The sequence below is a fragment of the Pseudomonas sp. NPDC090201 genome, from assembly GCF_044746825.1.
Taxonomy (GTDB): domain Bacteria; phylum Pseudomonadota; class Gammaproteobacteria; order Pseudomonadales; family Pseudomonadaceae; genus Aquipseudomonas; species Aquipseudomonas putida_AD.
This window is the reverse complement of record NZ_JBIVCX010000002.1, coordinates 1-26,455: the sequence shown is the minus strand read 5'-3', so window position 1 is coordinate 26,455 and position 26,455 is coordinate 1. Positions and strand designations below refer to the sequence as shown.

At 59.8% G+C, this 26,455-nt stretch carries 23 protein-coding genes, 2 tRNA genes and 1 pseudogene; 22 read left to right on the top strand and 4 right to left on the bottom strand.

Going from position 1 to position 26,455, the window contains the following annotated elements:
• The first annotated feature begins 276 nt into the window (after positions 1 to 276).
• On the top strand, positions 277 to 1,044 hold the full coding sequence (locus ACIPOO_RS06395) for a GntR family transcriptional regulator (RefSeq protein ID WP_274133592.1): 768 nt from the start codon (positions 277 to 279) through the stop codon (positions 1,042 to 1,044).
• 137 nt (positions 1,045 to 1,181) lie between these two features.
• Here the strand turns inward: ACIPOO_RS06395 and smpB are convergent, their stop codons facing one another.
• A complete protein-coding gene (gene smpB / locus ACIPOO_RS06390) occupies positions 1,182 to 1,664 on the bottom strand; it encodes an SsrA-binding protein SmpB (RefSeq protein ID WP_274135939.1) in 483 nt (160 codons plus the stop codon).
• A 127-nt stretch (positions 1,665 to 1,791) separates the two neighbouring features.
• Here smpB and ACIPOO_RS06385 point away from each other — a divergent pair, with 127 nt between their 5' ends.
• From ACIPOO_RS06385 to ACIPOO_RS06375, 3 genes are read left to right on the top strand one after another with little or no spacing between them, the layout of a single operon-like run.
• Complete coding sequence (locus tag ACIPOO_RS06385; protein ID WP_400605248.1) at positions 1,792 to 3,195, top strand: sodium-dependent transporter; 1,404 nt, start codon at positions 1,792 to 1,794, stop codon at positions 3,193 to 3,195.
• A gap of 7 nt (positions 3,196 to 3,202) precedes the next feature.
• The gene (locus tag ACIPOO_RS06380) at positions 3,203 to 3,637 is read left to right on the top strand and encodes a type II toxin-antitoxin system RatA family toxin (protein ID WP_274135937.1); all 435 of its coding nucleotides are present in this window, start codon (positions 3,203 to 3,205) and stop codon (positions 3,635 to 3,637) included.
• Positions 3,630 to 3,950: an RnfH family protein gene (locus ACIPOO_RS06375; RefSeq protein WP_400605245.1), complete on the top strand. Its 321-nt coding sequence runs from the start codon at positions 3,630 to 3,632 to the stop codon at positions 3,948 to 3,950. Before ACIPOO_RS06380 ends, ACIPOO_RS06375 begins: the two co-directional genes overlap by 8 nt.
• Before the next feature lie 99 nt (positions 3,951 to 4,049).
• Here ACIPOO_RS06375 and ACIPOO_RS06370 read toward each other — a convergent pair whose 3' ends face one another.
• On the bottom strand, positions 4,050 to 4,574 hold the full coding sequence (locus ACIPOO_RS06370) for an outer membrane protein assembly factor BamE (protein ID WP_274135934.1): 525 nt from the start codon (positions 4,572 to 4,574) through the stop codon (positions 4,050 to 4,052).
• A 98-nt stretch (positions 4,575 to 4,672) separates the two neighbouring features.
• Between ACIPOO_RS06370 and fur the strand changes: the two genes are divergently transcribed.
• Positions 4,673 to 5,080 carry a ferric iron uptake transcriptional regulator gene (gene fur, locus ACIPOO_RS06365; protein ID WP_108237931.1) on the top strand — a complete coding sequence of 136 codons (408 nt, stop codon included), beginning with the start codon at positions 4,673 to 4,675 and terminating at the stop codon, positions 5,078 to 5,080.
• Between the two features lie 180 nt (positions 5,081 to 5,260).
• Here fur and recN read toward each other — a convergent pair whose 3' ends face one another.
• The gene (recN, locus tag ACIPOO_RS06360) at positions 5,261 to 6,934 is read right to left on the bottom strand and encodes a DNA repair protein RecN (protein WP_274135933.1); all 1,674 of its coding nucleotides are present in this window, start codon (positions 6,932 to 6,934) and stop codon (positions 5,261 to 5,263) included.
• Between the two features lie 276 nt (positions 6,935 to 7,210).
• Between recN and grpE the strand changes: the two genes are divergently transcribed.
• From grpE to greA, 7 genes and pseudogenes are all read left to right on the top strand, one after another.
• Positions 7,211 to 7,774, top strand: coding sequence for a nucleotide exchange factor GrpE (grpE, locus tag ACIPOO_RS06355; protein WP_400605242.1), 564 nt, complete (start codon positions 7,211 to 7,213; stop codon positions 7,772 to 7,774).
• A gap of 103 nt (positions 7,775 to 7,877) precedes the next feature.
• The gene (gene dnaK / locus ACIPOO_RS06350) at positions 7,878 to 9,794 is read left to right on the top strand and encodes a molecular chaperone DnaK (protein ID WP_400605240.1); all 1,917 of its coding nucleotides are present in this window, start codon (positions 7,878 to 7,880) and stop codon (positions 9,792 to 9,794) included.
• Positions 9,795 to 10,118: 324 nt separating this feature from the next.
• Positions 10,119 to 11,246, top strand: coding sequence for a molecular chaperone DnaJ (gene dnaJ, locus ACIPOO_RS06345; protein WP_274135930.1), 1,128 nt, complete (start codon positions 10,119 to 10,121; stop codon positions 11,244 to 11,246).
• Positions 11,247 to 11,256: 10 nt separating this feature from the next.
• Positions 11,257 to 12,063, top strand: a complete 807-nt coding sequence (gene dapB, locus ACIPOO_RS06340) for a 4-hydroxy-tetrahydrodipicolinate reductase (RefSeq protein WP_400605237.1) — start codon at positions 11,257 to 11,259, stop codon at positions 12,061 to 12,063.
• Positions 12,064 to 12,345: 282 nt separating this feature from the next.
• Positions 12,346 to 13,482 (top strand): glutamine-hydrolyzing carbamoyl-phosphate synthase small subunit, encoded by a 1,137-nt coding sequence (gene carA, locus ACIPOO_RS06335; RefSeq protein WP_400605235.1) that lies wholly within the window; start codon positions 12,346 to 12,348, stop codon positions 13,480 to 13,482.
• 124 nt (positions 13,483 to 13,606) lie between these two features.
• Positions 13,607 to 16,828 (top strand): annotated as a pseudogene (gene carB / locus ACIPOO_RS06330) (carbamoyl-phosphate synthase large subunit).
• Positions 16,829 to 16,830: 2 nt separating this feature from the next.
• Positions 16,831 to 17,307 (top strand): transcription elongation factor GreA, encoded by a 477-nt coding sequence (gene greA, locus ACIPOO_RS06325; RefSeq protein ID WP_274135942.1) that lies wholly within the window; start codon positions 16,831 to 16,833, stop codon positions 17,305 to 17,307.
• 130 nt (positions 17,308 to 17,437) lie between these two features.
• Here greA and yhbY read toward each other — a convergent pair whose 3' ends face one another.
• Complete coding sequence (gene yhbY, locus ACIPOO_RS06320; RefSeq protein WP_274135926.1) at positions 17,438 to 17,746, bottom strand: ribosome assembly RNA-binding protein YhbY; 309 nt, start codon at positions 17,744 to 17,746, stop codon at positions 17,438 to 17,440.
• A 102-nt stretch (positions 17,747 to 17,848) separates the two neighbouring features.
• Between yhbY and rlmE the strand changes: the two genes are divergently transcribed.
• The 10 genes from rlmE to nusA form a co-directional block, all read left to right on the top strand.
• Positions 17,849 to 18,508, top strand: a complete 660-nt coding sequence (gene rlmE / locus ACIPOO_RS06315) for a 23S rRNA (uridine(2552)-2'-O)-methyltransferase RlmE (RefSeq protein ID WP_274135925.1) — start codon at positions 17,849 to 17,851, stop codon at positions 18,506 to 18,508.
• Between the two features lie 178 nt (positions 18,509 to 18,686).
• Positions 18,687 to 20,597, top strand: a complete 1,911-nt coding sequence (gene ftsH, locus ACIPOO_RS06310; protein WP_274135924.1) for an ATP-dependent zinc metalloprotease FtsH — start codon at positions 18,687 to 18,689, stop codon at positions 20,595 to 20,597.
• Positions 20,598 to 20,605: 8 nt separating this feature from the next.
• The gene (gene folP, locus ACIPOO_RS06305; RefSeq protein WP_400605232.1) at positions 20,606 to 21,457 is read left to right on the top strand and encodes a dihydropteroate synthase; all 852 of its coding nucleotides are present in this window, start codon (positions 20,606 to 20,608) and stop codon (positions 21,455 to 21,457) included.
• Between the two features lie 16 nt (positions 21,458 to 21,473).
• Positions 21,474 to 22,817 (top strand): phosphoglucosamine mutase, encoded by a 1,344-nt coding sequence (gene glmM / locus ACIPOO_RS06300; RefSeq protein ID WP_274135922.1) that lies wholly within the window; start codon positions 21,474 to 21,476, stop codon positions 22,815 to 22,817.
• 66 nt (positions 22,818 to 22,883) lie between these two features.
• A complete protein-coding gene (gene tpiA / locus ACIPOO_RS06295; RefSeq protein ID WP_274135921.1) occupies positions 22,884 to 23,639 on the top strand; it encodes a triose-phosphate isomerase in 756 nt (251 codons plus the stop codon).
• 3 nt (positions 23,640 to 23,642) lie between these two features.
• Complete coding sequence (gene secG, locus ACIPOO_RS06290; RefSeq protein ID WP_274135919.1) at positions 23,643 to 24,026, top strand: preprotein translocase subunit SecG; 384 nt, start codon at positions 23,643 to 23,645, stop codon at positions 24,024 to 24,026.
• Positions 24,027 to 24,071: 45 nt separating this feature from the next.
• A tRNA-Leu gene (locus ACIPOO_RS06285) sits at positions 24,072 to 24,157 on the top strand.
• A gap of 97 nt (positions 24,158 to 24,254) precedes the next feature.
• Positions 24,255 to 24,331 (top strand) — tRNA-Met (locus tag ACIPOO_RS06280).
• A 129-nt stretch (positions 24,332 to 24,460) separates the two neighbouring features.
• On the top strand, positions 24,461 to 24,919 hold the full coding sequence (rimP, locus tag ACIPOO_RS06275) for a ribosome maturation factor RimP (RefSeq protein WP_274135940.1): 459 nt from the start codon (positions 24,461 to 24,463) through the stop codon (positions 24,917 to 24,919).
• Positions 24,920 to 24,966: 47 nt separating this feature from the next.
• Positions 24,967 to 26,455: transcription termination factor NusA (gene nusA / locus ACIPOO_RS06270; RefSeq protein WP_400605229.1), on the top strand; the 1,489-nt coding region annotated here is incomplete at its 3' end.

Genomic DNA, 26,455 nt, shown 5'->3' with positions numbered 1-26,455 from the left:
CGCGAATCGCTTGCGGCGTGTCGTGGGGATGGCCACTCGTCGCCGGCATTCATAAATTGGTAAGACCAATTTACAATGTCTTGTCGCTAGGTTAAAAGCCTTGGTGTTGATGTGTCAATTTCAGGCTCTAGAACTTTTGTAGCAGTTCGTCCGGCATTTGCCTGAAATGGTGATTCGGATTGCATCTGCCGGGTGAATGTCTGGCCACAATCAGTGAGAATATGCGCCCCCGTTTTTATGTCAGGCGGGGCGGCAGGTGATGTGGAGTGATGGGGTATGGGCTTTGATCAGGTGCGTCAGCGCCGGTTGTCAGACGATATTGTCGAACAGCTCGAACGAATGATTCTCGAGGGCACGCTCAGGGCCGGTGGGCGTTTGCCTGCCGAACGGGCGCTTGCCGAACAGTTCGGCGTGTCGCGCCCGTCCCTGCGCGAGGCCATCCAGAAACTCACCGCCAAGGGGCTGCTGGTCAGTCGCCAGGGCGGGGGCAATTATGTGGTGGAGAACCTGGGTTCGACTTTCAGCGATCCTTTGCTGCATCTGCTGGAAAGCAGTTCCGAGGCGCAGCGCGACCTGCTGGAATTTCGCCACACGCTGGAAGCTTCTTGCGCGTATTACGCAGCGATCCGCGCCACCGACGTGGACCGCATTCGGCTGCGTGAGGCGTTCGATGCCCTGCAGGACTGCTACACCCGGGTCGATGAGGTGAGCCGTGCCGAAGAGGGTGCGGCGGATGCGAACTTTCATCTGGCGATTGCCGAAGCGAGCCACAACGCGGTGTTGTTGCATACCATTCGTGGGTTGTTCGACCTGTTGCGGCGCAATGTGGTGACCAACATCGGGGGCATGTATCAGCAGCGCTCGGAAACGCGCGACATGCTGATCAGCCAGCATCGCGAGTTGTACCTGGCGATCATCGAAGGCCGGGCCGACGACGCCCGTGAGGTGTCCAGCCGTCATTTGCTGTATGTGCAGGAAGTGCTGGAAGAAGTGCGCCAGCAGGTGCAGCGAACGGCCCGTGCCGAGCGGCGTAACGGGATTTAAAGAAGCAGCGACCGCACACTTGTAGGAGCGCGCTTGCCCGCGACGGCGTCGTGCCAGATGAAAACCATCGGGCTGACACACCGCAGTCGCGGGCAAGCGCGCTCCTACAGTAAGGAGTAGCGCGGCTTATCTCGGGCTCAGTCTTCCTTGCCCTTGTTGCGCACTGCGCGTTGCAGTTCGCGGTCGGAGTCGCGGGCGCGTTCGGTGTCGCGCTTGTCGTACTCTTTCTTACCCTTGCCGAGTGCAATTTCACACTTGATCAGGTGCGCCTTCCAATACAGGGCGAGAGCGACGGCCGTGTACCCTTTTTGTGCCACGGCAGCGTTGAGCCTTTCGAGCTCGCGCTTGTTGAGCAGCAGTTTACGGGTGCGTGTCGGGTCAGCGATGACGTGGGTACTGGCTGTCGTCAGCGGCGTGATATGACTGCCCATCAGCCATGCCTCACCGTCCTTGAGCAGCACGTAACTGTCCACCAGCTGCACCTTGTTGGCACGCAGGCTTTTTACTTCCCAACCGGACAGGACCAGACCGGCCTCGAACTTGTGTTCGATGAAGTAATCGTGACGCGCCTTTTTATTTTGCGCGATGGTCCCTGTGGGATGTTTCTTGAGCTTGGCCATAGGCGACGCATTATAGGGATCAACGGTGCTCTCGGCTATGGGCTCGCAACAGTGACCTGCGTGCTTGAGCGCACTGAGTGAATCCCGGACAATGCGCGATCTTTTTTTGCGTGTTGGACGTGTCACGATGTCGACGGACAAGGTTTCAGTTCACGGAAGCTGGGCAAGCCGCTGGGTGTTCATCCTGGCCGCCACTGGTTCGGCCGTGGGGTTGGGCAGCATCTGGAAATTCCCGTACATGGTCGGCGTCTATGGCGGCGGTGCATTCGTGCTGGTGTTCCTGGCGTGCATCGCACTGATCGGCATTCCGGTGATGATCGCCGAGACCCTGATCGGCCGCCGCGCCCGGCAAAGCCCGGCCAATGCCCTGAAAGTGCTGGCCCGCGAGGCGGGGCATTCGGGCAAGTGGTCCTGGGGTGCGTTCGCCGGGATGATTACCGCGCTGCTGATTCTGTCTTTCTATAGCGTGGTCGGTGGCTGGTCCCTGGAATACATCATCGATGTGGGCAAGGGCGACTTCCAGTCGGTGACCCCTGATGGCGTGGGCGCATTTTTCGGTGAGATGATCGCCGATCCGTGGCGTCTGGTGGCCTGGCATACGTTCTTCATGCTGCTGTCGGCCATTACTATTGCCAAAGGTGTCAACGCGGGTCTGGAGCGCAGCCTGCGCATCCTGATGCCGCTGCTGTTCGTGCTGATGGTGATCCTGCTGGGCTACAGCCTGACCACCGGGCATTTCATGGAAGGCGTGCATTTCATGTTCGACTTCACCCCTGAAAAGCTGCTCGACGGCCTGCTCCCGGCGATGGGGCATGCGTTTTTCTCGCTCAGCGTGGGTGTCGGCTCGATCATGATCTACGGCGCCTACATGACCAAGGAAGCCTCCATCAGCGCCACCGTCGTGGGCGTAGCGCTGCTGGACACCTTCGTGTCGCTGCTGGCAGGCCTTGCGCTGTTCCCGATTGTCTTCGCCGCGGGGCTGAACCCCAGCGAAGGCCCGGGGTTGATGTTTGTCACACTCCCTTACGCTTTCGGTAACGTGGCCTTCGGCACGGTGATGGGCGTGGTGTTCTTCATCCTGGTGGCCGTGGCCGCGTGGAGTTCGGCGATTTCGCTGCTGGAGCCTATGGTCGCCTATCTAGTGGAGCGCACTAAGGTCCGTCGCGGCTGGGTCACGTTCTGGCTGTCGTTCATCTGCTGGTTCGTTGGCCTGGGCACGGTGTTCTCGTTCAATATCTGGAAAGAAGCCAAGTTCTTCGTGAACGAAGGCGGCGCGTTTCACCTCTACCAATGGGGCGCGACTGCGGGCCTGGATTTCTTTGGCGTGATTGACTTCTTCACGTCGCGGATCATGCTGCCTCTGGGTGGATTGTGTTTCGTGATCTTCGCTGGTTGGGTGATGGGCCGTGAGGCGGTGCGCGACGAGTTGTCAGTGCGCAGTCCGGTCTTGTTCGCTCTGACGTTCTTTTTGATGCGCTATGTGGCGCCGATCGGCATTCTGATTGTGTTTGCCGCTCAGCTTTGGAAATGACGCTGAAATGACTACCCATATTCAACGCTCTGCCCTGTTGCCTTATCCCGCCCAGGCGCTTTATGACCTGGTCAACGACGTATCCCGTTACGCGGAATTCTTGCCATGGTGCTCTGGCACCGCGGTGCTCGAGCAGAGCGATACCGCGATGCGGGCCCGGGTCGATGTCGCCAAGGGTGGGCTGAGCCAGCACTTCGTCACGCGCAATACGCTGACCCCGGGCCAGATCATCGAGATGAACCTCGAAGAAGGCCCGTTCAGCCAGTTGCACGGCATCTGGACCTTCAAGGCACTGGGCGAGAAAGCCTGCAAGATCAGCCTGGACCTGTCGTTCGACTATTCGGGTGCCATCGTGCGTGCAACCTTGGGGCCGCTGTTCAACCAGGCGGCCAATACGCTGGTGGACGCATTCTGCCAGCGCGCCAAAGAACTGTATGGCTGAGGCGCTGATCAGCGTCGAAGTGGTGTACGCCGCTGTCGATCGCCAGGAACTGCTCAAGCTGCAAGTGCCGGCCGGTGCCACGGTGCTCAGTGCCGTGCAGGCTTCGGGGATAAGCGCGTTGTTTCCGGATCTTGATCTCTCGGCCTGTGCATTGGGCATTTTCGGCAAGGTAATCGCCGATCCCAAGGTGCGCCAGTTGGAGGAGGGGGATCGCGTCGAGATCTACCGACCTCTGCTGGCCGACCCCAAGGAGGTGCGGCGTTTGCGCGCAGAGAAGGCTGCGAAGGCGCGAAAGGGGCAGAAATCGATTTAAGTTTTTCATCGCTGCAATTGATGGACATAAAAAAACCCGGGCTGGCCGGGTTTTTTTGTGCCGCCTTCCCGGAGGGGGAAGGGGCGGTACAGCGCGGAATCAGCGTGGATTGGTGTCCAGCGGTTCCTGGTTCGGGACCGGAACGGTTTCGACCTTGTCGACGTCGTTCTGGATCTGCTCGAGCAGCGAGCCTGGCTTTGGCGGCTCTTCTTTCTTCGGCTGTTCCCCAGTGTTTTCGGGGGTGACAGTGGTATCGCTGCCTTTGCCGAGGATGGCTTCGTCGCGGCTCACGCCTGGCTTGAAGTCACCGGAAAGGCTGGCCAACTGGTCATTGCCGTTGAAGGTCAGGCTGATGCGTTCCTGCTGGCGTTCACCGCCACCTGGCTGAAGACTGTATAGGTAGTCCCAGCGCTCAGGGTGGAACGTGTCGGTCAGCAGGGGGTTACCCATGATAAACCTTACTTGCCGACGGGTCATTCCGGGCCTTAACTGGTCTATCATGTCCTGCGTGACGACATTGCCCTGTTGGATGTCGATTTTATAAACCCCGGGGAATGAACAACCGGCGAGTGCGAGCAGTCCCACGAAGGTGAAACTGGTTAGCAAGAGCTTGGTGTTTTGCATCGGTGGGCGACTTCCACTATCTTGGCTGGGACAACGTAAACCCCGATCATACCTGCATTAAGAGAAGCTGCGAAGCAGCGTCTGCGAGAAAGCTGACCATGGTTGAAAATAGCGAACTACGCAAAGCTGGACTTAAAGTGACCCTGCCACGGGTCAAGATCCTTCAAATGCTCGATTCTGCAGAGCAGCGCCACATGAGCGCGGAAGACGTCTACAAGGCGCTTATGGAGGCCAACGAGGACGTCGGTCTGGCGACGGTTTACCGTGTTTTGACTCAGTTCGAAGCAGCCGGGTTGGTGGTTCGCCACAACTTCGACGGCGGTCACGCCGTATTCGAACTGGCCGACGGAGGCCACCACGACCATATGGTCAACGTGGATTCCGGTGAAGTGATCGAGTTCTTCCACAAGGGCATCGAAGAGCTTCAGAAGCAGATCGTCGCCGAACACGGCTTCGAGCTGGTGGATCACAATCTTGTGCTCTACGTACGCAAGAAAAAGGCGTAAGTCTTTTTTTGAAACAAAACAAAGGCGACCTCAGGGTCGCCTTTGTCGTTTTCGGGAGTTTGCCCCTTTGGTCGCATCTGCGCTGATCCTGTAGCAGCACGGCTTGCCGGCGGGAGCGGTGGGTCAGGCGAATTCTTCGTCACAGGCACACCGCCCCGCCGGCAAGCCGTGCTGCTACGTTTAGGATTTTGCTGCCACCACCATCTTCTTCGCGTGAGCCAGGGATTCCTTGGTCAGGTCGATGCCGCCGAGCATCCGCGCCACTTCTTCGACTCGCTCGGCCTTGCTCAGCTTGGATACGGCAGTGCGGGTGGCCTCGGCTTCACGGACCTTGTGCACGAACAGGTGCTGATGCCCCTGGGCGGCGACCTGGGGCAGGTGGGTCACGGTCATGACCTGGCCGCGTTCGCCCAGCCTGCGCAGCAGTTGCCCGACGATTTCTGCGGTCGGGCCGCCGATGCCGACGTCCACTTCGTCGAACACCAGGGTCGGAATGCGCGAGGTTTGCGCGGTGATGACCTGTATCGCCAGGCTGATCCGTGACAGTTCACCCCCCGACGCGACTTTCGCCAGTGCCTTGATCGGCTGCCCCGGGTTGGCGCTGACCAGCAACTCGACCAGCTCAAGCCCGTGGGGTGACAGTTCCTTGTCGGCGTTCTGCCGCAGCTCGATGTTGAACCGCCCGCCGGGCATGCCCAGGCGCTGAATCTCGGTTTCAACTGCATGGGCCAGTTCAGGCGCTGCGCGGTGGCGCAGGTCGCTCAGTTCCCGGGCCTTTTCCTGGTAATGACGCGCGTAGGAGCCCAGTTCGTGCTCCAGGCGTTCGATGGCCTCGTCGTTGGCGTTGAGGGTTTCGATCTCATCCAGCAGCTTCTGATGCAGCGCCGGAACTTCGGTCGGCTGGACCCGGTGTTTGCGCGCCAGGGTGTAGATGGTGTCCAGGCGTTCTTCGATTTGTTGCAGGCGCGCCGGGTCGGCCTCGAAACGATCAAGAAACCGGTTGATCTCACCGACCGCTTCCTCGACCTGGATCTGCGCACTGGAGAGCAGGTTGGTCGCCTCGTTCAGGGCGTCCGGCGAGTTGTTCACGCTGGTCAGGCGGTTGAGGCTGGCGGTCAGCGCGTTCAGTGCGTTGCCTGAATCGCTTTCGCTGCACAGTTCGACCACCTGTCGGCAAATGCCCAGCAGGCTTTCGGCGTTGGTGAGAGTGGTGTGTTCCTGCTCCAGATGCTCCAGCTCGTTTTCGCCCAGGCTCAGGCCTTCCAGTTCTTCGAGCTGGTAGCTGAGCAACTGATGCTTGGCGCGCTGTTCGTCACCGGAGTTGGCCAGGCGTTCCAGTTCCTGGCGGGTCTGGCGCCAGCGCTGGGCCGCAAGGTGTACCTGGCGAGCGAGGTCGGTGGCCCCGGCGTATTCGTCCAGCAGGCGGCGATGGGTGTCGGTCTTGAGCAGCGACTGGTGCTCGTGCTGGCTGTGGATGTCGATCAACAGCTCGCCCAGCGCTTTCAGGTCACCTTGCGGGCATGGCGTGCCATTTATATAGGCGCGGGAACGGCCCTCGGCGGTGATGACCCGGCGCAGGATGCACGGCCCGTCGGTTTCCAGATCGCGCTCGGAGAGCCACGCCTGCGCTTCCGGAATGTCGGAGACGTCGAAGGTGGCGAGGATGTCGGCCTTGTCGGCGCCCGGCCTGACCACGCCGCTGTCGGCGCGATCGCCCAGGGTCAGGCCCAGCGCGTCGAGCATGATCGACTTGCCGGCCCCGGTTTCCCCGGTGATCACGCTCATGCCGCGATCCAGTTCCAGATCGAGGTGTTCAACGATGGCGTAGTTGTGGATGGACAGGTGCACCAGCATAGGGGCGGCTCCCAAGAAATTGTCTGGTTATTTATACAGTGTTTTGCTTCGGACTGACAATGCCCGTGCTTAGCTCGATTTGGCAGGTTGGAGGGATGTTTTTAGCACCACCAATCATCAATCGCCGGCAACGACTGGAAAAACGCCATGTCGGAAAATTTGTAGGGTCTTTCGCCTGATCCTGCATCGAATGCCCTTGAAGCCGAAAATTAAGGCCCCATATAGCCGGGCAGAAGCGTGAGTTGAGCTCACGGACGTAATTTGGAGGAGAGAACAATGGCTGACGAACAGAACCCGGATACGCAGGCTCAGGATCAGGCTGCAGACGCGGCGTCCGGAGAAGATTTGGCAACCCGCGTACAAGTGCTCGAAGAGCAACTGGCCGCAGCGAAGGACCAGTCCCTGCGTGTCGCTGCGGATCTGCAGAACGTCCGCCGCCGCGCCGAGCAGGACGTCGAGAAGGCCCACAAATTCGCGCTGGAGAAGTTCGCAAGCGACCTGCTGCCGATCGTCGACAGCCTGGAGCGTGGCCTGGACCTGTCCAACCCGGACGACGAAAGCATCCGCCCGATGCGTGAAGGCATCGAGCTGACCCTGAAAATGTTCGGCGACACCCTCAAGCGCTACCAGCTGGAAGCCATCGACCCGCACGGCCAGCCGTTCAACGCCGAGCACCACCAGGCGATGGCCATGCAGGAAAGCGCCGACGTCGAGCCCAACAGTGTGCTCAAGGTGTTCCAGAAGGGTTATCAGCTCAACGGTCGTCTGCTGCGCCCGGCCATGGTCGTGGTCAGCAAGGCACCGTCGCCTGTTGCACCGTCAATTGACGAGCAGGCTTGAAATCAGCTGAACGGGCCCCATCTAAGGGCCATGGTTTAAAGAATTACCGCAATTTGTAAACGCAGTTGCGGCAACCAAATTCAAAGTTTCGGGAGAGTCAAACATGGGCAAGATTATCGGTATCGACCTGGGGACCACCAACTCCTGCGTCTCGGTTCTGGAAAACGGTGTTGCGAAGGTCATCGAAAACGCTGAAGGCGCACGTACCACGCCTTCGATCATCGCTTACGCCAACGACGGCGAAACCCTGGTAGGCCAGTCGGCCAAGCGCCAGGCGGTCACCAACCCGCACAACACCCTGTACGCGGTAAAGCGTCTGATCGGTCGCAAGTTCGACGAAGACGTCGTACAGAAAGACATCAAGATGGTGCCTTACACCATCGCCAAGGCCGACAACGGCGACGCCTGGGTTTCGGTCAACGACAAGAAGATGTCGCCTCCTCAGATTTCCGCTGAAATCCTGAAGAAGATGAAGAAGACCGCCGAAGACTACCTCGGTGAGTCCGTTACCGAAGCGGTCATCACCGTTCCGGCCTACTTCAACGACAGCCAGCGCCAGGCGACCAAAGACGCCGGCCGTATCGCTGGCCTGGACGTGAAACGTATCATCAACGAACCAACCGCAGCCGCTCTGGCCTACGGTATGGACAAGGCGAAGGGCGACCACACTGTCATCGTTTATGACCTGGGTGGCGGTACTTTCGACGTTTCGGTCATCGAAATCGCTGAAGTCGACGGTGAGCACCAGTTCGAAGTACTGGCCACCAACGGCGACACCTTCCTGGGTGGCGAGGACTTCGACATTCGTCTGATCGACTACCTCGTTGACGAATTCAAGAAAGAAAGCGGCATGAACCTCAAAGGTGACCCGCTGGCCATGCAGCGCCTGAAAGAAGCCGCTGAGAAAGCCAAGATCGAGCTGTCTTCCAGCCTGCAGACCGACGTCAACCTGCCGTACATCACTGCAGACGCCACCGGTCCGAAGCACCTGAACGTGAAGATCTCCCGCGCCAAGCTGGAATCGCTGGTAGAAGACCTGGTTCAGCGCACCATCGAGCCTTGCCGCATCGCTCTGAAAGACTCGGGCATCGACGTCGGTTCGATCAACGACGTGATCCTGGTCGGCGGTCAGACCCGTATGCCGCTGGTTCAGCAGAAAGTGACCGAGTTCTTCGGTAAGGAAGCGCGCAAGGACGTCAACCCTGACGAAGCCGTTGCCATGGGTGCTGCGATTCAAGGTGCTGTACTGGCCGGTGACGTCAAGGACGTTCTGCTGCTGGACGTCAGCCCGCTGACCCTGGGTATCGAAACCATGGGTGGCGTGATGACCGCGCTGATCGAGAAGAACACCACGATTCCTACCAAGAAATCGCAAGTGTTCTCGACTGCCGACGACAACCAGAGCGCCGTGACCATTCACGTGCTGCAAGGTGAGCGCAAGCAGGCTTCTTCGAACAAGTCCCTGGGCAAGTTCGACCTGGCCGAGATTCCACCAGCACCACGTGGCGTGCCTCAGATCGAAGTGACCTTCGACATCGACGCCAACGGCATCCTGCACGTCGGCGCGAAAGACAAGGCCACCGGCAAGACTCAGTCGATCGTGATCAAGGCCAACTCCGGTCTGTCGGATGAAGAAATCCAGCAGATGATTCGCGACGCTGAAGCGAACTCGGACGAAGACCGCAAGTTCGAAGAACTGGCCGCTGCCCGTAACCAGGGCGACGCACTGGTTCACTCGACTCGCAAGATGGTCGCTGACGCAGGTGACAAGGTCACTGCCGAAGAGAAGACCGCGATCGAAGCTGCCGTGGTTGCCCTGGAAGCCGCTGTCAAAGGCGACGACAAGGCTGCCATCGACGCGAAAGTCGAAGAACTGTCGAAAGTCTCCGCTCCGGTTGCTCAGAAGATGTACGCCGAGCAGGCCGAAAAACCTGAAGCCGGTGCTCAGGCCGCCCAGGAAGAGCACAAGGCTGACGACGTCGTCGATGCCGAGTTCGAAGAAGTGAAAGATCACAAGTAAGCGCGAGCTCACTTGATCGCCGGTTGAACACTTTTTGGTGGTCGCTGGTAGGATGTCGCCGCGCGGGAGCTTGCTCCCGCGTTGGCGTGTCTGGAATACGCGAATTTTTTCAAGGTTTTGCGAACCCGTTCGCAAGGCCCGTGGCAAAGCCGGAAGCTCCTGCAACCCGGCTTGTTCTGCCGCTTTTCTCGGTCGTTGAAGGCCGTTGAACCAAGACCAGGATCGTTGAATTGACGTGAGTTGGGTCCGGGCCTGAAAGGGGCTCAACGAGTTCGGCAAACTCAGGAGGGTTATGTCGGACGTCCTCAAGAGTGCAGAAAACTTATGTCAAAGCGTGACTATTACGAAGTGTTGGGGGTCGAACGCGGCTCCAGCGAGGCGGACCTGAAAAAGGCGTACCGTCGTCTCGCGATGAAATACCACCCTGACCGCAACCCGGGCGACAAAGCCTCGGAAGATGCGTTCAAGGAAGCCAACGAAGCCTATGAAGTGCTGTCCGACGCCAGCAAGCGTGCGGCCTACGATCAGTATGGCCATGCCGCCATGGATCAGGGCATGGGCGGCGGTGGAGGCTTCGGCGGCGGCGCCAACTTCTCCGATATCTTCGGCGATGTCTTCAGTGATTTCTTCGGCGGCGGCCGTGCCGGCGGTGGTCGTGGCGGCGCCCAGCGCGGCAGCGACCTGCGTTACACCCTGGAGCTGAACCTGGAAGAAGCCGTGCGCGGCACGACCGTCAGCATCCGCGTGCCGACGCTGGTCAACTGCAAACCGTGCGATGGCAGCGGCGCCAAGAAAGGCTCCTCGCCCGTTACCTGCCCGACCTGTGGCGGTATTGGCCAGGTGCGCATGCAGCAGGGTTTCTTCTCTGTCCAGCAGACCTGCCCACGTTGCCACGGCAACGGCAAGATCATCTCCGACCCTTGCGATTCCTGCCATGGCGAAGGCCGTGTCGAAGAGTACAAGACGCTGTCGGTCAAGGTGCCGCCGGGTGTCGATACCGGCGACCGCATTCGCTTGTCGGGCGAAGGCGAGGCGGGTGTTCAGGGTGGCCCGACGGGCGACCTGTACGTCGTGATCAATGTGCGCGAGCACGATATTTTCCAGCGCGACGGCAAGCACCTGTACTGCGAAGTGCCGATCAGCTTCACCGATGCAGCGTTGGGTGGCGAGCTGGAAGTGCCGACCCTGGACGGCCGCGTCAAGCTGAAGATCCCTGAGGGTACCCAGACCGGCAAGCAGTTCCGTCTGCGTGGCAAGGGCGTTGCCCCTGTGCGTGGCGGCGGTGCGGGCGACCTGATGTGCCGTGTGGCGGTCGAAACGCCGGTCAACCTGAGCCGTCGTCAGCGCGAACTGCTCGAAGAGCTGCGTTCGTCCCTCGAAGGTGACAGCTCGCATTCGCCCAAGGCCAGTGGCTGGTTCGAAGGCGTGAAGCGTTTCTTCGGCGACCTCTAAGGAGCAGGGCATGCGACGTATTGCTGTGATGGGCGCCGCCGGGCGGATGGGCAAGAATCTGGTGGAGGCCGTTCAGGAACGTGCGCCACTGACGGGGCTGACGGCGGCGATCGTTCGTCCCGGCAGCACCATGATTGGTGCCGATGCCGGCGAACTGGCTTCCCTGGGGCGTATCGGTGTGCAGTTGACCGGCAACCTGGAACAGGTGATCGACGAGTTCGACGTGCTGATCGACTTCACCCTGCCGGACGTGATGCTGAAAAACCTGGCGTTTTGCCGCAAGGCAGGCAAGGCCATGGTCATCGGCACCACGGGCCTGAACCCCGAGCAGAAGCATCTGCTGGAAGAGGCGAGCAAGGACATTCCGATCGTCTTCGCCTCCAACTTCAGCGTCGGCGTGAACCTGTCGTTCAAGCTGCTGGATCTGGCGGCGCGGGTGATGGGCGAAGATGCGGACATCGAGATCATCGAAGCCCATCACCGCAACAAGGTCGATGCCCCTTCGGGTACCGCCGTGAGCATGGGTGAGGTGGTCGCCAAGGCCCTGGGGCGTGACCTGAACAAGGTCGCGGTCTACGGGCGCGAAGGCAACACCGGCGTGCGCGAGCGCGAGACCATTGGCTTCGCGACCGTTCGCGGTGGTGATGTGGTGGGCGATCACACGGTGCTGTTCGCAGCCGAAGGCGAGCGCCTGGAAATCACCCACAAGGCGTCGAGCCGCATGACGTTTGCCAAGGGTGCAGTGCGTGCCGCGCTGTGGCTTGATGGCAAGGCGGCGGGGCTTTATGACATGCAGGATGTGTTGGACCTGCGCTGAAATGGAACGGTAGTTCCTGCAAGAATGCGGGCGGAGAAGGGCTTTTCCCTGTATCCTGCCCGCAGTTTTTAACCGCTACGCGATGTCCTGTCGCATTCTTGAGCCTGAACGGCGTTTTAGCGGTGGATTAAAAATCCCTTTTTCTGTAAGCTACAGCTTTAGTGTGTCCACTAAAAGCGCGCAGATAATTCGATGAAAAAAAGCGGGGTGACGTGTCTATACGTCATTCCGCTTTTTTACAACCTGCGATCGCCCTTTCAGGCTTTATTACGGGAGGTCTTCTTGACTAAGCCAGCCATACTCGCCCTTGCTGATGGCAGCATTTTTCGCGGCGAAGCCATTGGAGCCGACGGTCAGACCGTTGGTGAGGTGGTGTTCAACACCGCAATGACCGGCTATCAGGAAATCCTTACCGATCCTTCCTATGCCCAGCAAATCGTCACCCTGACTTACCCGCACATCGGCAACACCGGCACCACGCCGGAAGATGCCGAATCCGATCGCGTCTGGTCCGCGGGCCTGGTGATTCGTGACCTGCCACTGGTAGCGAGCAACTGGCGTAACAAGATGTCCCTGGCTGACTATCTGAAAGCCAACAATGTCGTCGCCATCGCCGGCATCGACACCCGCCGCCTGACCCGCATCCTGCGTGAGAAAGGCGCACAGAACGGCTGCATCATGGCCGGTGACAACATTTCCGAAGAGGCCGCCATCGCAGCAGCCCGCGGCTTCCCGGGCCTGAAGGGCATGGACCTGGCGAAAGTCGTCAGCACCAAGGAAAGCTACGAGTGGCGCTCCAGCGTCTGGAGCCTGAAAACCGACAGCCATCCTGAAATCGCTGCCGCTGACCTGCCGTACAACGTGGTTGCCTACGACTACGGCGTCAAGACCAACATCCTGCGCATGCTGGTCGAGCGCGGCTGCCGCGTGACCGTGGTGCCGGCCCAGACGCCAGCCAGCGAAGTACTGGCGCTCAACCCGGACGGCGTGTTCCTGTCCAACGGCCCTGGCGACCCCGAGCCGTGCGACTACGCTATCCAGGCCATCAAGGAAGTCCTTGAGACCCAGATTCCGGTGTTCGGCATCTGCCTGGGCCACCAGTTGCTGGCCCTGGCCTCCGGTGCCAAGACCGTCAAAATGGGCCACGGCCACCACGGCGCCAACCACCCGGTCCAGGATCTGGACACCGGCGTGGTCATGATCACCAGCCAGAACCACGGTTTTGCGGTGGACGAAGCCACTCTGCCGGGCAATGTGCGCGCCATCCACAAGTCGCTGTTCGACGGTACCCTGCAGGGCATCGAGCGCACCGACAAGGACGCGTTCAGCTTCCAGGGTCACCCTGAAGCGAGCCCGGGCCCGAACGACGTCGCGCCGCTGTTCGATCGCTTCATCACAGCCATGGCCAAGCGCCGCTAAGCGGCTGACTTGCGACTGTAGCGAGCAGGTGCTGCGGCGCCGGACCCACGTCCGACTGCGCCCGGCACCTCAGAGAATGTTCAAGACGGCTCAGCCGACTGACACAGGATTCGAGTGACAACCCATGCCAAAACGTACAGACATTAAAAGCATCCTGATTCTTGGCGCTGGCCCGATCGTGATCGGCCAGGCCTGTGAATTCGACTACTCCGGCGCCCAGGCCTGCAAGGCCCTGCGCGAAGAGGGTTACCGCGTCATTCTGGTCAACTCCAACCCGGCGACCATCATGACCGACCCGGCCATGGCCGACGCCACCTACATCGAGCCGATCAAGTGGGCGACCGTCGCCAAGATCATCGAGAAAGAGCGTCCGGACGCCCTGCTGCCGACCATGGGTGGCCAGACCGCACTGAACTGCGCCCTGGACCTGGAGCGCGAAGGCGTTCTGGAGAAGTTCGGCGTAGAAATGATCGGTGCCAACGCTGACACCATCGACAAGGCCGAAGACCGTTCGCGCTTCGACAAGGCCATGAAAGCCATCGGCCTGGAATGCCCGCGCTCGGGTATCGCCCACACCATGGACGAGGCCAACGCGGTCCTCGAAAAGCTGGGCTTCCCGTGCATCATTCGTCCGTCCTTCACCATGGGCGGCACCGGTGGCGGTATCGCCTACAACCGTGAAGAATTCGAAGAAATCTGCGCCCGTGGTCTGGACCTGTCCCCGACCAAGGAACTGCTGATCGACGAATCGCTGATCGGCTGGTAATAATACGAAATGGAAGTTGTCCGCGACAAAAAGGACAACTGCATCATCGTCTGCTCCATCGAGAACTTCGACCCGATGGGCGTGCACACCGGTGACTCGATCACCGTCGCGCCTGCGCAGACCCTGACCGACAAGGAATACCAGATCATGCGCAACGCCTCCCTGGCGGTGCTGCGCGAGATCGGCGTTGAAACCGGCGGTTCCAACGTACAGTTCGGCATCTGCCCGGACACCGGCCGCATGGTCGTGATCGAGATGAACCCGCGCGTATCGCGTTCCTCGGCACTGGCCTCCAAGGCTACCGGTTTCCCGATCGCCAAGATCGCGGCCAAGCTGGCTGTCGGCTACACCCTGGACGAACTGCAGAACGACATCACTGGCGGCCGCACTCCGGCGTCTTTCGAGCCGTCGATCGACTACGTCGTGACCAAGCTGCCGCGCTTCGCCTTCGAAAAATTCCCGAAAGCCGACGCCCGCCTGACCACCCAGATGAAATCCGTGGGTGAAGTCATGGCCATCGGCCGTACCTTCCAGGAATCCCTGCAGAAAGCCCTGCGCGGCCTGGAAGTGGGCGTCTGCGGTCTGGACCCTAAAGTGGACCTGACCAGCGCCGACGCCAGCAGCATTCTCAAGCGCGAGCTGACCGTTCCGGGTGCCGAGCGTATCTGGTACGTCGCCGATGCCATGCGCGCCGGCATGACCTGCGATGAAATCTTCGCCCTGACCGGCATCGACCACTGGTTCCTGGTGCAGATCGAAGACCTCATCAAAGACGAAGAGAAGGTCAAGACCCTGGCCCTGTCGGCCATCGACAAGGACCTGATGCTGCGCCTCAAGCGCAAGGGCTTCTCCGACCAGCGTCTGGCCAAGCTGTTGGGCATCACCGACAAGAACCTGCGCCGTCATCGCCACAAGCTCGAAGTGCTGCCGGTCTACAAGCGCGTTGATACCTGCGCCGCCGAATTCGCCACCGACACTGCCTACCTGTACTCCACGTACGAGGAAGAGTGCGAAGCCAATCCGTCGACTCGCGACAAGATCATGATCCTGGGCGGCGGTCCTAACCGTATCGGCCAGGGTATCGAGTTCGACTACTGCTGCGTACACGCCGCCCTGGCGCTGCGTGAAGACGGTTACGAGACCATCATGGTCAACTGCAACCCGGAAACCGTGTCCACCGACTACGACACCTCCGACCGTCTGTACTTCGAGCCGCTGACCCTGGAAGACGTGCTGGAAGTCTGCCGCGTCGAGAAGCCAAAAGGCGTGATCGTCCAGTACGGCGGCCAGACCCCTCTGAAGCTGGCCCGTGCGCTGGAAGAAGCCGGCGTGCCAATCATCGGCACCAGCCCAGACGCCATCGACCGCGCCGAAGACCGCGAGCGCTTCCAGCAGATGGTTCAGCGCCTGAACCTGCTGCAGCCGCCAAACGCCACCGTGCGCAGCGAAGACGAAGCGATTCGCGCTGCCGGTTCCATCGGTTACCCGCTGGTGGTGCGCCCGTCCTACGTACTGGGCGGCCGTGCGATGGAGATCGTCTACGAACTGGACGAGCTCAAGCGCTACCTGCGTGAAGCGGTACAAGTCTCCAACGATAGCCCGGTGCTGCTGGACCACTTCCTCAACTGCGCCATCGAAATGGACGTGGATGCGGTCTGCGACGGCACTGACGTAGTCATCGGCGCGATCATGCAGCACATCGAACAGGCGGGCGTTCACTCCGGTGACTCCGCGTGCTCGCTGCCTCCGTACTCGCTGCCGGCCCACGTTCAGGACGACGTCCGTGACCAGGTGCGCAAGATGGCCCTGGAACTGGGCGTGGTCGGTCTGATGAACGTTCAGTTGGCCCTGCAGGGCGACAAGATCTACGTGATCGAAGTCAACCCGCGCGCCTCGCGTACCGTGCCTTTCGTGTCCAAGTGCATCGGCACCTCGCTGGCGATGATCGCCGCGCGCGTCATGGCCGGTAAGACCCTGAAAGAACTGGGCTTCACCAAGGAAATCATCCCTAACTTCTACAGCGTGAAAGAGGCGGTCTTCCCGTTCGCCAAATTCCCTGGCGTTGACCCGATCCTGGGCCCGGAGATGAAGTCCACCGGTGAAGTCATGGGTGTCGGTGACACCTTCGGCGAAGCGTTCGCCAAGGCACAGATGGGCGCCAGCGAAGTACTGCCTACCGGCGGCACTGCGTTCATCAGCGTGCGTGACGACGACAAGCCTCTGGTAGCCGGCGTTGCCCGCGACCTGATCGGTCTGGGCTTCGAAGTGGTTGCCACCGCCGGCACCGCCCGCGTCATTGAAGCGGCCGGCCTTAAAGTCCGTCGCGTCAACAAGGTGACCGAGGGTCGTCCGCACGTGGTCGACATGATCAAGAACGACGAAGTGTCGCTGATCATCAACACCACCGAAGGTCGTCAGTCGATCGCTGACTCCTACTCGATTCGTCGCAATGCGCTGCAGCACAAGATCTACTGCACGACCACCATTGCGGCTGGTGAAGCCATCTGCGAGGCGCTGAAATTCGGTCCGGAAAAGACCGTTCGTCGCCTGCAGGATCTGCATGCAGGACTCAACGCATGAGCATTACCAAATACCCGATGACCGTTCAGGGCGCTCGCGCCCTGGAAGAGGAGCTTCATCATCTGTCCAAGGTTGAGCGCCCGCGCTTGAGCCAGGCAATCGGTGAAGCCCGCGAGCTGGGCGACCTCAAGGAAAACGCCGAGTACCATGCTGCCCGCGAAGAGCAGGGCATGGTCGAGGCGCGTGTCCGCGACATCGAAGGTCGTCTGCAGAACTCGGTGGTGATTGACGTCACCACCATCGCCCACACCGGCAAGGTGATCTTCGGTACCACCGTGGATCTGGCCAACGTCGAGACTGACGAGCAGGTGACTTACCAGATCGTGGGTGAAGACGAAGCCAACATCAAACTGGGCAAGATTTCGGTCGGCGCGCCGATCGCCCGGGCGATCATTGGCAAGGAAGAAGGTGATGTCGTGGCGATCAAGACCCCGAGCGGTGTGATCGAGTACGAGATCGTCGAGGTCAAGCACATCTGATCGATGCCTGCGTGCAGGTCGCCTGGCGGTGGCCTGTTTCGCGGGCAGATGTGTCGGTATTGGCAGGTCTTGCCGGACGTGTCCGGTTTCGGTCAGGGCGCGCAGGTCGCGCCGCTGACCGGAATCACCGTTACTTGTAGCGGTGAATGTTGGACAGTTGCTTGTTCGGCTGAGGGTTCTTGCGGTAGATCAGCGCCATCTTGCCGATGGTCTGAACCAGTTCCGCACGGCCCTGCTTGCACAGCTCTTCGATCACGGCACGACGCTCGTCGCGATCTTCGAGCTTGATCTGGACCTTGATGAGTTCATGATCGACCAGGGCGCGTTCAAGTTCGCCCAGCACGCCTTCGCTCAGGCCGTTGCCTGCAACCATCAGGACCGGCTTCAAATCATGTCCAATGGACTTGTACTGTTTCTTCTGCTCGTTATTGAGCGGCATAATCTGACCCTTATCGTCTGATTCTGTAAAATTGGTGGCCATTTTACCCGACGGCCCGTGGCTCCGCCCAATTAATCACGACGCTTATCATCGAGGTGCCCAGTGGCGCAGCGTTCCAAAAGCAGCCATAACTGGCTGAGAGAACATTTCAACGATCCTTTCGTCAAACAGGCGCAGAAGGACGGCTACCGCTCGCGTGCGAGCTACAAGCTTCTTGAGATCCAGGAAAAGGACCGGCTGATCCGTCCCGGCATGACCGTGGTCGACCTCGGCGCGGCGCCCGGAGGCTGGTCCCAGGTGACCAGTCGTCTGATTGGTGGGCAAGGCCGGCTGATCGCATCCGACATCCTTGAGATGGACAGCATCCCTGATGTGACCTTCATTCAGGGGGATTTCACCGAGGATGAAGTGTTCCGCCAGATCCTCGCGGCTATCGGTAATACGCAAGTAGACCTTGTGATTTCCGATATGGCCCCCAATATGAGTGGATTGAGCGCCGTGGATATGCCACGCGCCATGTTCCTTTGTGAGCTGGCGCTTGACCTTGCAGGTCGGGTTCTGCGTCCGGGTGGTGATTTTCTCATCAAGGTCTTCCAGGGTGAAGGCTTCGATGTCTACCACAAGGAAGTGCGCAAAATGTTCGACAAGGTGCAGATGCGCAAGCCGACGTCGTCCCGCGACCGTTCCCGCGAGCAGTACCTGCTGGGGCGCGGTTTCAAGGGCGGTTATGAGGCACCGGCCGACTTTGAGCAAGGGCAATAGCTTTTTTCAAATGGCTTTATTTACCAAGCGTAACGAACATCTTGTAGTCAATGTTTCACAAAGGGTTACAGACGCCGCCTGCCACACCTGTAGGATCTGTAGTAAGTTAGGCCGGTGAATATCATGCGAGGCGCGCTCCAGCGTGGAGCTCGCTTCAGAGGGTAGCTAATTGAACGATATGGCAAAGAATTTGATCCTGTGGTTGATCATCGCTGCGGTCCTGGTGACCGTGATGAACAACTTCTCCAGCCCGAACGAGCCGCAGACCCTCAACTACTCCGAGTTCATCCAGCAAGTGAAGGATGGCAAGGTCGAGAAAGTTGCCGTCGACGGATTCGTCATTACAGGCAAGCGCAGCGACGGCGACACCTTCAAGACCATTCGTCCGAACATTCCGGACAACGGCCTGATCGGTGACCTGGTCGACAACAACGTCGTGGTCGAAGGCAAGCAGCCAGAGCAGCAGAGCATCTGGACGCAATTGCTGGTCGCCAGCTTCCCGATCCTGGTCATCATTGCCGTGTTCATGTTCTTCATGCGCCAGATGCAAGGTGGCGCCGGAGGCAAGGGCGGGCCGATGAGTTTCGGCAAGAGCAAGGCGCGCCTGCTGTCCGAAGATCAGGTCAAGACCACCCTGGCCGACGTCGCAGGTTGCGACGAAGCCAAGGAAGAAGTCGGCGAACTGGTCGAGTTCCTGCGCGATCCGGGCAAATTCCAGCGTCTGGGCGGCCGCATTCCTCGCGGCGTGCTGATGGTCGGTCCTCCGGGTACCGGTAAGACCCTCCTTGCCAAGGCCATCGCCGGCGAGGCGAAGGTGCCGTTCTTCACCATTTCCGGTTCTGACTTCGTTGAAATGTTCGTGGGTGTCGGTGCAAGCCGTGTCCGTGACATGTTCGAACAGGCCAAGAAACACGCACCTTGCATCATCTTCATCGACGAAATCGATGCCGTGGGTCGCCATCGTGGCGCCGGGATGGGCGGCGGTCACGACGAGCGCGAGCAGACTCTCAACCAGTTGCTGGTCGAGATGGACGGCTTTGAAATGAACGACGGCATCATCGTGATTGCCGCTACCAACCGTCCTGACGTACTAGACCCTGCGCTGCTGCGTCCTGGTCGTTTCGACCGCCAGGTGGTGGTCGGCCTGCCGGACATCCGTGGTCGCGAACAGATCCTCAAGGTGCACATGCGCAAAGTGCCAATGGGTGACGATGTGCAACCTGCCGTCATCGCTCGCGGTACTCCGGGCTTCTCCGGTGCGGACCTGGCCAACCTGGTCAACGAAGCCTCGCTGTTCGCTGCTCGTGTGGGCAAGCGCATTGTCGAGATGAAGGAATTCGAACTGGCCAAGGACAAGATCATGATGGGCGCCGAGCGCAAATCCATGGTCATGTCCGAGAAAGAGAAACAGAACACGGCGTACCACGAAGCCGGTCACGCCATCGTCGGTCGCGTCGTGCCTGAGCATGATCCGGTCTACAAGGTGTCGATCATTCCTCGCGGTCGTGCGTTGGGCGTGACGATGTTCCTGCCCGAAGAAGATCGCTACAGCCTGTCCAAGCGCGCATTGATCAGCCAGATCTGCTCTCTGTACGGCGGCCGTATCGCTGAAGAGATGACCCTGGGCTTCGACGGTGTGACCACCGGTGCGTCCAACGACATCATGCGTGCCAGCCAGATTGCCCGGAACATGGTCACCAAGTGGGGCCTGTCCGAGAAGATGGGCCCGCTGATGTACTCCGAGGACGAAGACGGCGGTTACCTGGGACGTGGCGGCGGCGGTCAGAGCTCCAGTCTTTCGGGTGAAACCGCGAAGATGATCGATCTGGAAGTGCGCAGCATCATCGACCAGTGCTACGGCACCGCGAAGCAGATTCTTACCGACAACCGCGACAAGCTGGATGCAATGGCTGACGCGCTGATGAAGTATGAAACCATCGATGCCGAGCAGATCGACGACATCATGGCTGGCCGCACGCCTCGCGAACCGCGGGACTGGACCGGTGGTACGGGTAACTCCGGTACGCCGACTGCTCCTGCCGGCCCGCGTCCGGAAACACCGATTGGCGGTCCAGCTGCTGAACACTAAGGCCTGACATGACTTCTGCGCTGTACCCGACCCGGTTGCCTTGCGGCAACCGGGTTCTTGATTTGTCCCGGACCCACGTCATGGGAATCCTCAACATCACCCCGGATTCGTTCTCCGATGGCGGGCGTTTCGCCCAGCGCGATCTTGCGTTGCGTCACGCCGAAGAGATGGTTGCGGCAGGGGCGACCCTGATCGACGTCGGTGGTGAGTCCACCCGTCCTGGCGCCCGTGCGGTATCGCCTGTCGAGGAAATGGAGCGTGTTGCGCCCATCGTCGAAGCGATCAATCGCGAACTCGATGTGGTCATCTCGGTGGATACCTCGACGCCAGCTGTGATGCGCGAAACGGCCCGCCTGGGTGCCGGTCTCATCAACGACGTGCGTTCGCTGCGTCGTGACGGGGCCCTCGATGCGGCTGTGGCCACCGGTCTCCCGGTGTGCCTGATGCACATGCGTGGCGAGCCGACCGACATGCAGGACGCGCCTCATTACGATGACGTGACGGGCGAGGTCGCCTCGTTCCTGCGTGAGCGTCTGGACGCCTGTATCGCGGCGGGGATCGCGGCCGAGAAGATCATCCTCGATCCCGGCTTCGGCTTCGCCAAGACGCTGGACCACAACCTGAGCCTGTTCAAGCACATGGAGGCCCTGCACGCACTGGGGCGGCCTTTGCTGGTGGGCGTATCGCGCAAGAGCATGATCGGCAAGGTGCTGGACAAGCCTGTGGATCAGCGTCTTTACGGTGCGCTCGCCCTGGCGGGCATGGCCATGGCCAAGGGCGCGAAAATTTTACGTGTGCATGACGTGGCGCAAACCGTCGATGTCGTGCGCATGATTGCTGCTGTTGAATCGGCAAAATAAGAAATCTGGAGCACCCATGAGTACTAGAAAATATTTCGGAACAGACGGCATTCGCGGTCGTGTAGGCCAATTCCCGATCACTCCCGATTTCATGCTCAAGCTGGGCTGGGCGGCCGGCATGGCCTTCCGCAAGATGGGTGCGTGCAAGATCCTGGTGGGCAAAGACACGCGGATTTCCGGCTACATGTTCGAATCCGCGCTTGAGGCCGGCCTGTCTGCCGCTGGCGCCGACGTGATGCTGCTCGGCCCGATGCCGACGCCTGCCATCGCCTACCTGACCCGCACGTTCCACGCCCAGGCGGGGATCGTCATCAGCGCATCGCACAACCCTCATCACGACAACGGCATCAAGTTCTTCTCGGGCCAGGGCACCAAGCTGCCTGACGAAGTGGAAATGATGATCGAAGAATTGCTCGACGCGCCGATGACCGTCGTGGAGTCCGAGCACCTGGGCAAAGTATCGCGGATCAACGACGCCGCAGGCCGCTACATCGAATTCTGCAAGAGCAGCGTGCCGACCAGCACCAACTTTGCCGGCCTCAAGCTGGTGATCGACTGCGCCCATGGCGCCACCTACAAAGTGGCCCCGAACGTCTTCCGTGAACTCGGCGCCCAGGTCACCGTGCTGTCGGCTGCGCCCAATGGCCTGAACATCAACGATGACTGCGGCTCGACGCACATGGGCGCCCTGCAGGCGGCCGTCGTTGCCGAGAAAGCGGACCTTGGGATTGGCTTCGACGGCGACGGCGACCGGGTGTTGATGGTCGATCACACCGGCGCGATCGTCGATGGTGACGAACTGCTCTATGTCATTGCCCGTGATCTGCATGAGCGCGGCCGCTTGCAGGGTGGCGTCGTCGGCACCCTGATGAGCAACCTGGGGCTGGAGCTGGCGCTGGCGGACCTGAACATTCCGTTCGTGCGCGCCAACGTCGGCGACCGCTATGTGATCGCCGAGCTGCTGGAGCGCAACTGGCAGGTCGGTGGCGAGAACTCCGGCCATGTCGTGTGCTTCCAGCACACCACCACCGGTGATGCGATCATCGCCGCGCTGCAGGTATTGCTGGCGCTCAAGCGCACCGGTCAAAGCCTGGCCGAGTCGCGTCAGGGCCTGAAGAAATGCCCGCAGGTACTGGTCAACGTCCGCTTCGAAGGCGGCAGCGTGGACCCTGTGCAGCACCCGGCCGTCAAGGAAGCCTGTGACCGTGTCACCGCGGCCATGGGCGGTCGTGGCCGCGTGCTGTTGCGTAAGTCCGGGACAGAGCCTCTGGTGCGTGTGATGGTCGAAGGCGAGGACGAAACACAGGTCGCCGGCTACGCCGATGAACTGGCAAAACTGGTTGCTGAAGTTTGTGCCTGATTTCGGCTTGCCAGTGTTGAAACTGTTGGGTAACATCTGCGCCCACTTTGACCGACGAGGTACAGCATGCGTCGCCCTATGGTAGCTGGTAACTGGAAGATGCACGGTACCTGCGCCAGCGTCGCTGAGCTGGTCGAGGGGTTGGCCAACATGGCTATTCCCGACGGTGTCGACGTTGCAGTGTTTCCTTCGAGTCTGCACCTCAGCTTCGTTGTTGAGTGCCTTGAAGAGCAACCGATCTCTGTGGGTGCGCAGAACTGCGCACACGAAGCAGGGCAGGGTGCGCTGACTGGCGAAGTGTCGCCGACTCAGCTGGCTGATGCAGGTTGCAAGCTGGTGCTTGTAGGTCACTCGGAACGTCGCCAGATCATGGGCGAAGGTAACGGGGTCCTGAACCGCAAGTTCGCGGCAGCCCAGGCAAGCGGCCTGGTGCCGGTGCTCTGCATCGGCGAGACGCTCGAAGAGCGCGAAGCTGGCAAGACGCTTGAAGTTGTCGGGCAACAGCTCGACAGCATCATCGAAGAGCTCGGCATCGAAGCTTTCGTGAATGCGGTAGTTGCCTACGAGCCGGTCTGGGCCATTGGCACCGGGCTGACAGCCTCGCCGGAACAGGCGCAGGAAGTGCACGCAGCGATTCGTGCGCAGTTGGCGAAAGAGAATTCTGAAGTCGCGCAAGGTGTGCGGCTTCTATATGGCGGCAGCGTGAAGGCGGCCAATGCGGCTGAGCTGTTCAGCATGCCGGATATCGATGGGGGGCTCATTGGTGGAGCTTCCCTGAATGCAGATGAGTTCGGTGCGATCATTCGCGCCGCGGGAAACTGAAAAATGCTGGAAACAGTCGTAGTCGTTCTTCATCTGCTGGGTGCGCTGGGCGTTGTTGCTCTGGTATTGCTGCAGCAGGGTAAAGGTGCGGACGCTGGCGCGTCGTTCGGAGCAGGTGCATCAAATACTGTCTTCGGAAGCCAAGGTTCCTCTACCTTTCTTAGTAAGTTTACTGCTATACTAGCTGCATGTTTTTTCATAACCAGCTTGGGGTTAGGTTACTTTGCTAAAGAGAAAGCTCACCAGCTGACTCAAGTAGGTTTGCCAGATCCAGCGGTACTTGAAGTGAAACAAAAGCCGGCAGCAGATGATGTTCCGGTCCTGGAAGGGCAACAGAAACCAGCCGCTGCTCCAGCTGACGTTCCTGCCGCTCCAGAACAGAAGTAACACGGGATTCGCAGCTGATATATTGGGGCTGCAAAAAGAGTTAATGCCGAGGTGGTGGAATTGGTAGACACGCAACCTTGAGGTGGTTGTGCCCATAGGGTGTAGGGGTTCGAGTCCCCTTCTCGGTACCAATTAACAAGTGAGCCCGCAATAGCGGGCTTTCTTGTAGGTGGATGTGTCAGATTGACCCCGAGCGGGTTCGGTCGTATACTTCCGCCCCAGCTTTGTCGCGGGGTGGAGCAGTCTGGTAGCTCGTCGGGCTCATAACCCGAAGGTCGTTGGTTCAAATCCAGCCCCCGCAACCAGTTTTAGCGGAGCCCCTTTTCAGGGGCTTTTTGTTAGCTGGACACTCTATTACGCCGTTTTTCGACGGCGTTTTTCATGATGGGCGCTTTGCCCATTTTTTATTGCACAGCATGCACGAGGGGGTTCAGGTGTCGAGCAAGCTAGAACAGTTGCAGGCCTTGTTGGCCCCGGTGGTCGTGGCCCTTGGCTATGAATGCTGGGGTATCGAGTTTTCGGCCCAGGGTCGTCACTCAATGTTGCGCGTTTATATCGATAAAGAGGGCGGCGTGCTGGTGGACGATTGTGCCATCGTCAGCCGTCAGATCAGCGGTGTTCTGGACGTAGAAGATCCGATCAGCTCCGAATATACGCTCGAAGTTTCTTCTCCTGGCATGGAACGCCCGCTGTTCACGATCGAGCAGTTTGCAGCCTTTGCCGGGGAACAAGTGAAGATAAAGCTGCGTTCGCCCTTCGAGGGTCGTCGCAACTTTCAAGGCCTTCTCCGCGGGGTGGAGGAGCAGGATGTCGTGGTGCAAGTGGATGCCCATGAATACCTGTTGCCGATCGATCTGATCGACAAAGCCAACATTATTCCCACGTTTGACTGAGACGCGGATCCCGCGGATCCAATGGCTTGCGAAAGGCGAGGCGTACGATGAGCAAAGAAGTACTGCTGGTTGTTGAGTCGGTATCGAATGAAAAAGGCGTACCGGCCGGTGTAATTTTTGAAGCGCTTGAAATTGCTTTGGCCACGGCCACCAAAAAGCGTTTCGAAGACGAAGTTGACCTGCGTGTGGAAATCAACCGCCACACCGGTGCCTATGAGACTTTCCGTCGCTGGACGGTCGTCGAAGAAGACGATCTTGACGATCCTGCCATCGAAACCTGGCCGAGCAAGGTAGCCCAGACTCATCCGGGCGCCGTTGTTGGCGACGTCGTGGAAGAGAAGATCGAGTCCATCGAGTTTGGTCGTATCGCTGCCCAGACTGCCAAGCAAGTCATTGTGCAGAAAGTTCGCGAAGCCGAGCGTGCTCAAGTCGTCGATGCTTATCGTGAGCGTCTGGGCGAAATCATTTCCGGTACTGTTAAGAAAGTGACGCGTGACAATGTCATCGTGGACCTGGGTAACAATGCCGAGGCGCTGCTGGCGCGTGAAGACATCATTTCGCGGGAGACTTTCCGCGTCGGTGTCCGCGTTCGAGCACTGCTCAAAGAAATCCGCACCGAAAACCGCGGTCCTCAGCTGATCCTGTCGCGTACTGCGCCTGAGATGCTGATCGAGCTGTTCCGGATTGAAGTTCCGGAAATTGCTGAAGGTCTCATCGAGGTGATGGCCGCCTCTCGTGATCCTGGTTCGCGTGCAAAGATTGCAGTTCGCTCCAAGGACAAGCGCATCGACCCTCAGGGTGCCTGCATCGGTATGCGCGGTTCGCGCGTCCAGGCAGTCTCCGGCGAGTTGGGCGGCGAACGTGTGGATATCGTGCTGTGGGATGACAACCCGGCGCAGTTCGTCATCAACGCCATGTCGCCTGCGGAAGTCGCAGCGATCATCGTCGATGAAGACGCTCACGCCATGGACATCGCGGTAGGTGCAGACAACCTGGCCCAGGCGATTGGTCGCGGCGGTCAGAACGTTCGCCTGGCAAGTCAGTTGACTGGCTGGACCCTGAACGTGATGACTGAGTCGGACATCCAGGCCAAGCAGCAAGCGGAAACCGGTGACATCCTGCGCAACTTCATCGACGAGCTGGAAGTCGACGAAGAGCTGGCTCAGGTGCTGGTAGACGAAGGCTTCACCAGCCTGGAAGAGATTTCCTACGTACCGTTGGAAGAGATGCTCAACATCGACGGCTTTGACGAAGACTTCGTCAACGAGCTCCGCGCTCGTGCCAAGGATCGCCTGTTGACCAAAGCCATCGCTACAGAGGAAAAGCTGGCAGACGCCCATCCGGCCGAAGACCTGCTCTCGCTTGAGGGTATGGACAAGGATCTGGCGATGGAACTGGCGGTGCGCGGCGTTTTTACCCGCGAAGACCTGGCCGAGCAGTCTATTGACGATCTGCTCGACATCGACGGCATTGACGATGATCGTGCCGGCAAGTTGATCATGGCGGCCCGAGCCCACTGGGTCGCGGAATTAGGCG